Below are 13,188 nucleotides of genomic sequence, written 5' to 3'. Positions count from 1 at the left end.
ACAAAATTAGTTACAGCCTCTAGTCAGTTAATTCAGTATAAACCTAGTCTTGGATATCCTTGCTAAATACTTTTAATTCTTTTTCATTGGTGTTTAGATTTCAACTTTTACCTATTGAATTATCCATTCTTGTTGCTGACTATTACGACTTAAGTATTAACATAAAATGATACATCTATTTGTTTGAAATTTATTCTCTTTTCTATCATTGCCTTAGCGTTATATATAACACTAGGGATATCACTGCGATAAAAAATCAATTTACTTAGCGTGCTAACCAAGTATAATAGTTAGCACGCTAAGTAAATGGGAACCATGATGCAAAAAGAATTCGACCATATGAAAGAGCTATCACTGGCAGAACAATTGGGGCGTCTGCATCGCTTATGGCGCACCGCTGTTGACATTGAACTTGCCCCTTTAGAGTTAACTTACCCACGCTGGACAGCCTTATGGAAACTGTGGCGATTAGGCGACAACCTCAGTCAAAAAGTATTAGCCAATGCCTTAGAAATTGAACTGGCCTCTTTAATGCGCACCTTAGCCCAATTAGAACAGCAAGGGCTCATTGAACGCCACTGTTGCCCCCATGATAAACGCGCCAGACTTGTCAATTTGACTCCTGCTGGACTCGATTTAATAACGAAAGTCGAAGTAACAATTATCAATATCCGTAGCCAATTGCTCTTAGGCATAAATGCTGAAGAACTTACTGAGTTTGAAAGAGTAATTAATCTGATTGGTAATAATGCGTTAACCAAATTAGCTAAAATGACAGACAAGTAAGTGAATACAAATATGACACCAGATCAACAATTTTCGCGGCTAACAAAAATTGCCTTAGCAGGCTTTATGCTAGTATTTGGTTACTTTATGTTTGCTGATGCCGCTATGCCATTAACGCCGCAGGCTATGGCAACTCGGGTTGTGACTAAGGTTACCCCACAAGTTAATGGCCGCATTAAAACTATTGCTGTCACTAATAACCAAGTTGTTAGCAAGGGTGAATTACTGTTTGAAGTAGATCCTAGACCGTATAAGTTAGCGGTAGATGAAGCGCAGTTGGCTTTAGAGCAAGTCCAGCAAGATAACGCTGAGCTAGATGCCTCTTTGTTAGCGGCGCAAGCTGATGTCAATGCCAGCCAAACCACATCACAACAAAAGCGCAGCGAAGCAAAGCGTCTTGATGCACTGTACAAAACTAATGGCGTATCCCAACAGCAACGCGATCAAGCTGACAGCGATGCCGCTGCGGCTGAAGCAAATTTGCTGGCAACCCAAGCCCGTTTAAAGCAATTAGAAGTGAGCCGCGGTGTTTACGGTAACAATAACTTAAAAGTACGTCAGGCCGAAAATCGCTTAGCCCAAGCCAAATTAAACCTGTCTTATACCCAAGTTCATGCGGATCAAGACGGCACAGTTACTAACTTGCAAATCATGGTCGGCGGCTTTGCGGCCATTGGCCAGCCACTACTGGCTCTTGTTTCTGATGATGTGGATATTATTGCTGATTTTAGAGAAAAGGCATTACGAGATGTCTCAATTTCATCTAAAGCCCTTGTTGCGTTTGACGGTGAACCAGGCCGTTTATATCGCGCCCACGTCAGCAGTATTGATGCAGGGGTTAGCGCCGGACAGTTCGATGCCAATGGCAGTTTAGCGACTCCGCAACAATCTGATCGCTGGGTCCGTGACGCCCAAAGAATGAGATTGCATTTACAATTAGATAATGACGAAGTCATGAGAACATTGCCAACGGGGGCACGGGCGACGGTGCAGATAATGCCAGAAAATAGTTTGCTGAACTTATTAGCTCATGGGCAGATTAAAGCCATCAGTATGCTGCACTATATCTATTAACATCATACATTTGATAGATGCGCTATTTTAAATATATTACAGCGACACAAGGCAACAATCATGTTACTAAGATTTAATCCCATGACAGCCAATGATTTACGTCAATGTCTACGTATTGCCACTGCTGGCACGATTGGCTTTACTTTGTGTAAACTGTTCGGCTTTAGTAACGGGGTGTTTTATACTGTTACCCCTATGGTATTGCTAGGGCTAGCACCCGTGTTCACCGCCCATGTCGCGCGGCAGGTGTTGGCGTCTTCTGTCACAGCTGGATTAGTGGTAGGCGTTATCGGTGGTTTATTTGGTGGCCACCCAGTCTTAATGACCCTGATTATTTTTGGGGTGTTTGTTGGCTTTTTTACCGCCATGACCCGCGGCAGTTTTTTTCTTTTTGGTGCCAATAGTTTACTTAATCTGAGCATCATGCTTAATTTTGCCAGTTACCCTGATACTGATCTAAACGGTCTCATCGGCGCTAATCTCGGCGCCACAATACTGGCAATCATTATCGCCTATATCATGGTCTCGTTAATCCCTGATGTTGAACCCAGAAAATTGCAAAAACCACCAGCAAAATCAGTAAATCGAATGCGACATGAAGTATTACTGGGGGCAACTATCGCCACAGCATCTTTTATCGTGTTCCAGATATTTAATCTGCAAGACTCTATGTCGGCGCAAGCTGCCACAATTTTATTACTTTATCCGATGCATTTTACTGGGGTATTAAATTATGCCCTTAAACGTGCGATAGGTACCTTTCTTGGAGTGACATTCGGTGTGTTAGCCCAGTTGTTTCTTTATGATTGGTCAGGGCTGCTTATCTTAGTAGTGCCGGTTTTATGGTTCGGATTAATGCTATTTAGCCAAGTTCATGTTAAAGAAAAAGTCGGCGCAGGCGTTGGTTTTGGAGCGATGACCACGCTGGGTATTTTATTTGGCCAATACCTAAGCCCAGGGAGCGATCTGATATATAGCGCACTTTACCGTATTAGCAGTATTTTGGTTGCCATAGTAGCGACTTTATTACTGTGTTACATCATGCACACTTTACTTAACCGATTTGCTGCAACGCGCTTAAGTTATCAGTAATGCTGCTAATGATTAAGCTGGTCAGATAAAAGATCGCGATTGATTAATCGAGCATGGAAACAAAACCCGCTTGTGACTCAACATTAGCTAACCATTGTTGGAGATTGGGATAAACCGATAAATCAAAGCCACCCTCATGGGCCACATGGGTGTAGACATAAAGCGCAATATCTGCCAGGCTAAATAGCTCACCGAGCATAAATGCCTGCCCTGCTAACTGGTTATCAATTAATTTCAATACCTTACCCCCCTGAATTTGTAAGTTATCAAACTCAGCTTGCCGCTCTACTGGCATACCTTGATAAAGTTTGATAAACCGAGCAACGGCAATACAAGGCTCGTGACTGTATTGCTCAAAGAACAGCCATTGATACATTAAGGCATTATTAAATTTATCGTCAGGAATTAACCTCGAGCCAGCGGCCAAGTATCCAATGATGGCATTGGACTCGGCTAGCACTCGACCATCATCTAGCTCAATAACCGGTAACTTACCGTTTGGGTTTTTAGCTAAAAAAGCCTTGGTTTGGCTGCCTCCAGCCATAATGTCCACGTCTTGCCATTGATAATCAATATTGAGTAGCGCCAGAGTCAGCTTTATTTTGTAACAGTTACCTGATTTTTTTATCGCCATAGACAGTTATCATTGCTCTTCCTTTTGCTGTTAACGCGCTTGATTTCGTTTATTAACCCTTCATTGGCCTACTTCACTAAACTTGATATTAACGCCCGTAATGCCGCTGGTTTAATCATTTTAGCCATATAGTGATAACCACGCTTTTGTACATCCTCAACCAAATCCTTATTCGTATTAGCCGTTATCAAGATCCCGGGTAAATGTTCACCGTAGCGCGAACGAATACCATCCATAGCATCGACGCCATTTTGATTGTTATCTAAATGGTAATCAGCTAAAACGATATCAGGAGCAACCCCTTTAAGGCCAAGTTTAATACGAGCATCAGCTAAATCGGTTGCACAAATCACCTCGCACTTCCAGCGAGTTAATAAGCTTTCAAGCCCTGCCAATATCGCCTCTTCATTATCAATACAAAGCACTTTTACCCCAGCTAATGGCTGAGTTAAGCTTGGCACTGGTTTAGCCGATTTTTCACTGATGGTTTCGCCTAAAGGCACGATAATTGAGAACACTGAACCTTGACCAAGCTTTGATGAAACCTGAATTTGATGATCTAACACCTTGCTTATTCGATCAGCAATAGCGAGCCCTAAGCCTAAGCCGCTGACATTTTGGCTACTGGGATGATTTAAGCGTTTAAACTCTTTAAATATCTCTTCTGTTTCATGCTCATCAATGCCACAACCTGTATCTAACACCTGAATTTCGAGATACTTTCCTCGGCGGCGACAACCCAACAGCACTTTACCGCCTCTAGCATAGCGGTAAGCATTGGTTAAAAAGTTTTGTAATATACGCCTCAGTAAGGATAAGTCTGAGTTGACAGTGGCATTACAGGGGATCATATTGAAGCGAATTTGAGTGTCTTTTGACATAGCCTCAAACTCAACAGCAAGACCTGTGAGTAAGTCAGCAATAGCAAAATCTCGGCGGTTAACCTCCACCATGCCTGAATCAAGCTTTGATATATCCAATAAATCAGTTAATAACTCCCCCGCTGTTCGCAAGGAGTTGTTGATATGGGATAAAGTGGTTTGCCCTTCTAAATCAAGATTCGGGTATTGCGCTAGTGAAGCAGTAAACAATCTTGCAGCATTAAGCGGCTGCATAAGATCATGCCCAACGGCCGCAAGAAAACGACTTTTTGACGCATTAGCCATTTCTTCTTGGGCTTTTGCTTCTAGTAGTTCGCTGTTAAGCATTGCCAGTTCATAGGTACGTTCTTTTACTCGACTTTCAAGGGTTTCATTGGCTTCTAGTAAGGCTTTCTCTTGCTCACGGTATTGGGTGATATCGGTAAAGGTCATCACAAAGCCGCCATCTGGCATTGGATTACCTTGAATTTTTATCACTTTACCGTCTCGGCGTTGTCGCTCTGAGGTATGCTCTGTGCCCGCGCGCATATGCTGCACTCGCATTTCTACTTGAGCATCAATTTCACCCTCTCCACAATAGCCTCTGGCAGCGTTAAAACGTACCACTTCACTAATTGGCATGCCTTGCTTTAAAAAACCGTCAGGATAATCATATAGCTCGGCATATTTATAATTCCATGCGACCAAGTTTAAATCTTTGTCCACCACACTCATGCCTTCATAAGCATGTTCAATGGCGCCGCGTAACATGTCTTGGCTTAACATCACCTTGGTTGACGCTTCATCCACTAAACTAAAGACTTCATCAAGGGCTAAATCGCGACCTTGTAACACCGAGTCCATCACCAGTGAGGCGCTCGATGCTCCTAGCACACCTGCAAGCATATGCTCTGTGTGTGAGATTAACGCTTCATCAGCCACTTTATGCCAAGAATCACTTCTTACCGCAGCTGGCGAGTATTGACTAAAGCTTTCATAAGCGCGGGTTGGACTAACAAAACGACTGGCAAGAATTAATAAATCTTGTTGAGATATCGCCCCATGTTTTCGGTTACTGTCCTTTTTAATAATGCCTGGATTAATAAAATGGCTGGCTTGAATGCGCTCAGCTACCCCAGCTCGAAACCACAACGAGCCTAAAATATAAAAGGCAATATTGGCTAATAGCGCCACTAAAGTGTCATCCACTTCCGGGCTAATAGACGCTAAGATCCCAGTATCGCCCACTAAGCCTACGCTGCGCTCAAATAAAATATAACACCACAATGAAAAGCCTACTGCTAAACCTAAAAACACCCCAGCACGGTTACCATACTTCCAATACAAGCCACCTATGAGTGCGGGTGCTAGCTGCGCAAAAGCACCGAATGATAGCTGCCCAAGGTGAGATAACGATTCATTACTACCAAATATTAAGTAACTAAAATAACCCAAGGCCAAAATAATGATGATGGCTAAACGGCGCGCATTTAATAAAAAACGCGCAAATTGATTGAAATTAGTGCCAGTGATTTTACCAGTACGTAGCATAACTGGAACTAACCATTCGTTACTGATCATGACACTAATGGTCACAACAGCAACAATCACCATACCCGTCGCTGCTGAAAGCGTGCCTAATAAGGCAATAACGGCGAGAACAGGCTGATCTAATGCTAAAGGCAGGTTAATCACATAAGTGTCTGCCGCCACGGTATCACCAAGTAATAATTTACCAGCAAGGGCTAATGGCGCCACAAATAAGCCAAACATGGCCAAATACAAGGGAAAGATCCAGCGGGCTTTTTTTAACACCCCTTCTTCTGCACACTCAACTACCATCACATGAAATTGCCTTGGCATACACATAAAGGCGGCAATCCCCACCAGCATTTCCGGTAAAATTGAAGCGATATTTAAAGTGCCATGGTTGATGAGTTCTTTGTCTTTCGCTTGTTGCCAGATATCATCAAAACCATCAAAAAAACCATAAGTAATCACCACACCGACAATCAAAAAGGCGACTAATTTTATCAGTGACTCAAAAGCGATCGCTACCATCATCCCAGGATTATGTTCGGTGGCATCCAATTTACGAGTGCCAAATAAAATCGCAAATATAGCCAAAATGAAAGTAATCACCAAAGGGATACTGACGCCATTTAAAGGTAAATTATCAGGTTGAAATAAATTAAGGCTAAATACCATGGCTTTAAGTTGCAGCGCAATATAGGGCATGATGCCGCATAGTGCTATTAGGGTCACTATGGCAGCAAGGGCTTGGGATTTTCCATAGCGCGCGGCAATAAAATCGGCTACCGAGGTTATATTTTGCGCTTTAGAGACTAAAACCATTTTGCGTAATACCCCAAAACCCAGGGTAAAAATTAAGATTGGGCCAAGATAAATCGGCAAGAAAGACCATAAATCGTTCGCTGATTGACCTACTGTGCCAAGGAAGCTCCATGAAGAACAGTAAACAGCTAGACTTAAGCCGTATATCCATACTTGAACTTTATTAGTGACTTTACTAAACCAACGTTCAGCGCCCCAGGCCAGTATAAACAGTAATGACACATAGCAAATTGCAATCACAGCAACGACTAAGGTTAAATTCATAGCTTTCTCTTTTTATTATATTCGCTTATTAATTATGCAATAATTTTGCGTTATTTGCATGAGATGTTAACACGCGCAACAAGCTAAATATTAAGGATATTTTAAAACTAGACCAAGGTCTAATGGAGTTAACATCATCATGCAGAGGATACTTTCATAACGCAAATTTTGACAAAGGGAAGCCATATGAGCTCGCAGTCTCTCTACAAAGTACCAGCCGATTTCGCTAAAAATGCACTGGTCGATAATGATAAGTATAAAAAAATGTACCAAGAATCTGTGGTTAATCCTGAAGGTTTTTGGAGAGAACACGGTAAGCGCATCGATTGGATCAAGCCTTATACCAAAATTAAACAAACCTCTTTTGATGATCATAACCTGTCTATTGAGTGGTTTTATGATGGCACATTGAACGCATCTTCAAACTGTTTAGATCGCCATTTAGAAGATAATGGCGACCGCGTAGCGATCATCTGGGAAGGTGACGATGCCAATGAACAGCGTAAAATCACTTATCGTGAACTGCATACTGATGTGTGTAAATTTGCCAATGCTCTACGTAGCCAAGGGGTTTGTAAAGGTGATGTAGTCACAATTTATATGCCTATGGTGCCTGAAGCGGCCGTTGCTATGCTTGCTTGTGCCCGCATTGGCGCGATCCATTCGGTGGTATTTGGCGGTTTCTCACCTGATTCAATTGCATCACGCGTAATTGATGGCAAATCAAAAGTCTTGATCACCGCTGATGAAGGCGTGCGTGGTGGCCGTAAAATTCCGCTTAAACGTAGCATTGATGAAGCGCTTAATAACCCAGATGTAGATTGTGTCGAAAAAGTCATTGTACTTAATCGAACTGGTGGTGATATCGACTGGGTTGAAGGCCGAGATATATGGTGGAGCGATGTCGTTGCAACGGCATCAGAGCATTGCCAAGCTGAAGAAATGGGCGCTGAAGACCCGCTATTTCTTTTATACACTTCAGGCTCAACCGGTAACCCAAAAGGTGTGTTGCATACCACTGGTGGTTATATGGTTTACGCCTCAATGACTCACGAGTATGTTTTTGATTACAAAGAAGGTGAAGTATATTGGTGTACTGCTGATGTGGGTTGGATCACCGGTCACTCCTACATGGTATATGGTCCATTAGCCAATGGCGCAACTATCCTTATTCATGAGGGAGTACCAAACTCTCCAAATCCAGCTCGTCTTGGTGAAATGGTCGACCGTCATAAAGTTAATATTTTATATACTGCACCAACGTTAATTCGCGCTTTAATGGCAGAAGGTAAAGAACAGTTTGATGGTTTTGATGGTAGCTCATTACGGGTAATGGGCTCGGTGGGTGAACCCATTAACCCTGAAGCTTGGCGCTGGTACCATGAAGTGATTGGCCATGAATCCTGCCCAATTGTGGATACATGGTGGCAGACTGAAACCGGTGGTATTTTGATTAGCCCATTACCTGGCGCCACAGATGCAAAACCGGGCTCTGCTACGCGTCCATTTTTTGGGGTTCAGCCGGCATTAGTTGATAACATGGGTAATATTCTTGAAGGCGCTGTAGACGGCAACCTTGTTATTCTCGACTCTTGGCCGGGACAAATGCGCACCGTATTTGGCGACCATGATCGTTTTGCTCTCACTTACTTTAAAACCTTTAGAGGTATGTACTTTACTGGTGACGGCGCTCGTCGTGATGAGGATGGTTATTACTGGATCACTGGCCGTGTTGATGACGTAATTAACGTATCGGGCCACCGCCTCGGTACTGCTGAAGTTGAAAGCGCGCTTGTATCACACGATCTTGTCGCTGAAGCCGCAGTTGTAGGTTACCCCCATGATATTAAAGGCCAAGGCATTTATGCCTATGTAACCTTAATTAACGGCGTTGAAGAAACAGAAGAGTTACGTCAAGGGCTACGTCAATGGGTGCGTAAAGAGATTGGCGCACTAGCCACCCCAGATTTAATTCAATGGGCTGGCGGTTTACCTAAAACACGTTCAGGTAAAATCATGCGCCGCTTCTTACGTAAAATTGCCGCAAATGAAGTAACCAACTTAGGCGATTCTTCTACCCTTGCAGATCCAGCGGTGATTGATACCTTGATAGAGTCTCGTTTAAACAAAACTCAATAACAGTAGTTTAAAATAAGAGGTTATTAAGTACTCCCCACCCTCTTACCAACCTGAGAACTCCTAACCAGATTCTCGTTGCCCTCTCACTGAGGGGGCTTTTTTATATTTATTCTGGCTTAAAACTCTATCAACTCATGCTGAAACGATATGTATTCAGCGACTTTTATTGAATAGACTGCGCCGCGCTAGCTTGTATTCATGCTACAGTACCCTGCATGATCAACATTAAATAATAAGCCATTTCATACTCACTTATGTCTGCAACCATTTCACTTCGCGATTACCAACAAGACTCTGTTAACGCTGCTATAACCCATTTTAAGCAATCTAATGACTCTGCGGTGCTGGTACTTCCTACAGGAGCAGGCAAAAGTATTGTGATAGCCGAATTGGCTCGAATTGCCCGTGCTAACGTTTTAGTATTGACTCATGTGAAAGAACTGGTGGCACAAAATGCAGAAAAAGTGGGGTTACTCACTGAAGATGCCAATATTTATTCTGCTGGTTTAAAGCAAAAAAAAGCCCATGGTAAAACCGTGGTCGCCAGTGTGCAATCAGCAGCGCGAAAGCCCGAGCAATTCTGCCAATCATTCTCATTGGTAATAATTGATGAATGTCACCGAGTCAGTAATGATAAAGATAGCCAATACCAACAGTTATTAACTCACCTCAAAAAGATTAATCCACAAATAAAACTGTTAGGGCTAACTGCCACGCCCTATCGATTGGGTTTAGGTTGGATATATCGACATCATTACCATGGAAAAATAGGCAATGCTGACAAGCCAGTATTTGAAAAGTGCATTTTTGAATTACCTATGCGGCCGCTCATAAAAAAAGGCTACTTAACCGCACCCAAAATATTTGATGGACTAAGTGCCCAATATGACTTTAGTCAGTTAGAGCCAAGTAATACAGGTGAATTTCCGCAAAAGGAAGTTGATGATTTACTCAACCATCAAGGCCGCGCAACCACTGCCATCATAAAACAAGTACAACAATTAGCAGACTCTCGTAAAGGCGTATTAATTTTTGCGGCGACAGTTCGTCATGCAAAAGAAGTACTTAAATTATTAAATGACGATGCTGCACTCATTACAGCAGATACACCACATGCAGAACGCGACGAAATTATTAGTCAGTTCAAACAACAGAAAATTAAATTCATCGTCAATGTTGCTGTATTAACCACCGGTTTTGACGCCCCTCATGTCGATTTAATTGTTATTTTAAGGCCCACAGCATCAGTAAGCTTATTTCAACAAATGATTGGCCGAGGTTTACGCTTAGCGCCTGATAAACAAGATTGCTTAGTCATTGATTATGCCGCTAACGGTTATGACTTATATTTTCCTGAAGTGGGTCAAGTAAAACCCAATAGTAAATCTGTGCCAGTGCAAGTGCATTGCCCTGTATGCCAATTTGCCAATACTTTTTGGGGCTTGGTGGATAATGACGGTGATATTGTTGAACACTTTGGTAGACGCTGTCAGGGGCTAATAGAGGACTCGTCATCAAACATTCAACAGTGTGACTTTAGATTTCGTTCTAAAGCTTGCCCTGATTGTGGCGCTGAAAATGATATCGCGGCGCGCATTTGTCATATCTGTCAATCTACCCTCATTGATCCTGACAAGCGTTTAAAGCAGGTATTGTCGTCTCAACATCATCATTTGTTTAAATGCCAAGAGATGCAGCTTATCGAAGAAAATGGCAAGCTTGTGGTGCAATACTTTGATATTGAATCGAATGACTTTAAAGAATACTTTAATATGGACACACCAGCGCAACGCCGCGCTTTGTTTGCTATATTTATCTCTCCTCATTGTCGAACTCCCGGCATGAAGCACCCACAATATAAAAAGCCCGCCGATTTAATCGCCCATAGTGAGCACTTTAAAAAGCCGGACTTATTACTTTTGAAAAAACAGAAACATAAATGGGATTTAGTCGAAAAGTTTTTTGACTATAAAGGCCGTTATAAAACGATCACTGAGAGTAGTTTCTAGTCGCTGCGCTTATACAATATCAATTCAACAAAACTTATGGTATAAATCCTCAAATCAAAATAAGGAGTCACTATGTTTGTTGTTATTTTTGGCCGTCCAGGCTGTCCATATTGTGTTCGTGCTGTTGAATTATCAGAAAAATTAACCGCGCAACGTGACGATTTTAAATTCAAATATGTCGATATTCACGCTGAAGGTATTTCTAAAGCAGACTTAGAGAAAACCGTTGGTAAGCCAGTTGAAACAGTACCGCAAATCTTCGTTGATGAAGTTCATGTTGGCGGTTACACAGAATATGATAAATACGTTCGCGACAATAAATTAGTTGCTTAATCACCAATGATTACAACTAAGCTGCGTTGAGCGCATTTCGCAGACAAGAAAAAGGGTTAATTCATTGAATTAACCCTTTTTTGTTTTTAAGAAAAATATTTTTATAGAACGTATTTAGCAGAGAATAACACTCGGCTTAAATCGCCATCTACACCACTTTCTTTTTCGTTCATCGCATACATATACTCAACACCAAACGTTAATGGTTTTGTTGGTGAGTAGAGTAAGTTGATATAACCAGAGTATGAACTCGCATTGACACCATCACTTGATAATGAAGTATCGTTATCAATTTCTAGTGCAGCAAAGGTTAAACTACTACGCCATTTATCATTCCACCAATGACGGTAAGCAGCAAAGCCACCATAAGAGCTAATAGTTTGGATATCACCTGATGCATCTAAGTTACCAGCATTGGCATAGTTAAGGGCCATATAACGACCTAGGCCTTCACCATAAGTGACAGAAAACTTGAAGTCATCGTTACCTACAGGGATAACACCAGCAATACTTGCGCCGTAGCCGACTTCAGTGGAGTCAATAGCTTCAGTGGAGTCAATAGCTTCAGTACCCACATTTTGCTCTACATTTAACTGTCGAACCATTGCAGCAAGTGAAATTGCTGAACCACCTTCAGACTTAAAGTTATAACGAGCAACGACATCAGGAACCATACCGCTACCACTGGTCACTCTTGACGCTGTACCATATTGGTTTACGGTTGTTTCTGGGTTTTCTACCGCAATTTGAAAGCCGCCATTGGTGTAGCGGATCATCGCTTGACGCACAAACGGCGTACCATCAGCTGCGCCCACAAAGTCTAAATTTTCAGGTAATGCACCTGGATTTTGGAAGGTAGTCCATGTTTGACCAACAGTCCAATTGTCATAACTGACAAAGGCTTGTCGAATACGCGGGGAATAACTGTTTGATACTCGCTCATTACCATCAGTATGAGTCATAAAATCAAGTTCGATAAAACCTGATAATTTATGGCCATCGAAATCTGATACAGTTTTAAAATTAAAACGCGTTTCGCGGGCTTGAAAGTCGACGACTTCCTTACCATTACCAGCTTCACCATAAATGGTACCTGGTACATAAAATTGACGAGATAAGTTTCCTGAGTCAGGTGCCCCATTGCTATAACTGCTGAACATCACATCAGCTTTGACATAGCCACCAAACTCCATTTCTGTATCTGCGTAGCTAGTACTGCTCAATAACAGTAATGAACAACCTATAGCTAAACTAATTTGTGTTTGTTTCATCATTCTCTCCCTATTCTTATCATCCATAGCAATATGACCCACTTAACAAGCAAGCAACATTAGCAATAGGTCTATTAGACAAAAGTAGGTGGAAAATAAAAAAGTTTAAATCTAAAGAATGATAAACACTTGATATGAGCAAAAACAATTTACGGTTTAAATCTGAATGAGAAAGACGGAGATATAAATATTAAAGCGTTTGATGGGCTTGATTAAACGAAAAAAAACATAGGACTATCTAACAGGAGGAACTGAATTAAAGCCAAACTGGCAATCTCACTTTCAGAAAAGTGGTGGGTCGTGAAGGATTCGAACCTTCGACCAATTGGTTAAAAGCCAACTGCTCTACCAACTGAGCTAACGACCCATCT

The 13,188-nt window shown here is 42.0% G+C and carries 9 protein-coding genes and 1 tRNA gene; 6 read left to right on the top strand and 4 right to left on the bottom strand.

Features of this window, described 5'->3' with window-relative positions; genetic code table 11:
- The first annotated feature begins 318 nt into the window (after positions 1 to 318).
- Genes slyA through AB4140_RS09710 form a run of 3 tightly spaced genes read left to right on the top strand, consistent with a single transcriptional unit; the run spans position 319 to position 2,952 of the window.
- Positions 319 to 786 (top strand): transcriptional regulator SlyA, encoded by a 468-nt coding sequence (gene slyA, locus AB4140_RS09720; protein WP_017059069.1) that lies wholly within the window; start codon positions 319 to 321, stop codon positions 784 to 786.
- Between the two features lie 12 nt (positions 787 to 798).
- Positions 799 to 1,860 (top strand): HlyD family secretion protein, encoded by a 1,062-nt coding sequence (locus AB4140_RS09715; protein WP_102476136.1) that lies wholly within the window; start codon positions 799 to 801, stop codon positions 1,858 to 1,860.
- 60 nt (positions 1,861 to 1,920) lie between these two features.
- Positions 1,921 to 2,952 carry a DUF2955 domain-containing protein gene (locus AB4140_RS09710; RefSeq protein WP_102476137.1) on the top strand — a complete coding sequence of 344 codons (1,032 nt, stop codon included), beginning with the start codon at positions 1,921 to 1,923 and terminating at the stop codon, positions 2,950 to 2,952.
- Positions 2,953 to 2,995: 43 nt separating this feature from the next.
- Here the strand turns inward: AB4140_RS09710 and AB4140_RS09705 are convergent, their stop codons facing one another.
- Both AB4140_RS09705 and AB4140_RS09700 read right to left on the bottom strand, forming a co-directional pair.
- Positions 2,996 to 3,586 carry a glutathione S-transferase family protein gene (locus tag AB4140_RS09705; protein ID WP_372000765.1) on the bottom strand — a complete coding sequence of 197 codons (591 nt, stop codon included), beginning with the start codon at positions 3,584 to 3,586 and terminating at the stop codon, positions 2,996 to 2,998.
- 68 nt (positions 3,587 to 3,654) lie between these two features.
- On the bottom strand, positions 3,655 to 7,065 hold the full coding sequence (locus AB4140_RS09700) for a NahK/ErcS family hybrid sensor histidine kinase/response regulator (RefSeq protein ID WP_372000763.1): 3,411 nt from the start codon (positions 7,063 to 7,065) through the stop codon (positions 3,655 to 3,657).
- A gap of 186 nt (positions 7,066 to 7,251) precedes the next feature.
- Here AB4140_RS09700 and acs point away from each other — a divergent pair, with 186 nt between their 5' ends.
- The 3 genes from acs (at position 7,252) to AB4140_RS09685 (ending at position 11,546) form a co-directional block, all read left to right on the top strand.
- The gene (acs, locus tag AB4140_RS09695) at positions 7,252 to 9,204 is read left to right on the top strand and encodes an acetate--CoA ligase (protein WP_102436553.1); all 1,953 of its coding nucleotides are present in this window, start codon (positions 7,252 to 7,254) and stop codon (positions 9,202 to 9,204) included.
- Between the two features lie 254 nt (positions 9,205 to 9,458).
- The gene (locus AB4140_RS09690; protein WP_372000761.1) at positions 9,459 to 11,213 is read left to right on the top strand and encodes a DEAD/DEAH box helicase; all 1,755 of its coding nucleotides are present in this window, start codon (positions 9,459 to 9,461) and stop codon (positions 11,211 to 11,213) included.
- 72 nt (positions 11,214 to 11,285) lie between these two features.
- Positions 11,286 to 11,546 carry a GrxA family glutaredoxin gene (locus tag AB4140_RS09685; RefSeq protein WP_076536809.1) on the top strand — a complete coding sequence of 87 codons (261 nt, stop codon included), beginning with the start codon at positions 11,286 to 11,288 and terminating at the stop codon, positions 11,544 to 11,546.
- Positions 11,547 to 11,647: 101 nt separating this feature from the next.
- On the opposite strand, the gene AB4140_RS09680 is transcribed toward AB4140_RS09685, so the two are convergent.
- Both AB4140_RS09680 and AB4140_RS09675 read right to left on the bottom strand, forming a co-directional pair.
- A complete protein-coding gene (locus tag AB4140_RS09680) occupies positions 11,648 to 12,817 on the bottom strand; it encodes a DcaP family trimeric outer membrane transporter (RefSeq protein WP_372000759.1) in 1,170 nt (389 codons plus the stop codon).
- Between the two features lie 291 nt (positions 12,818 to 13,108).
- Positions 13,109 to 13,184: transfer RNA gene (locus tag AB4140_RS09675), tRNA-Lys, on the bottom strand.
- Positions 13,185 to 13,188 lie beyond the last annotated feature (4 nt).

It is taken from the genome of Shewanella sp. 10N.286.51.B2, assembly GCF_041469265.1.
In the GTDB taxonomy this organism is placed as follows: Bacteria; Pseudomonadota; Gammaproteobacteria; order Enterobacterales; family Shewanellaceae; genus Shewanella.
Note: the sequence above shows the minus strand (reverse complement) of the source record. Positions and strands in the feature narration are given on the sequence as shown.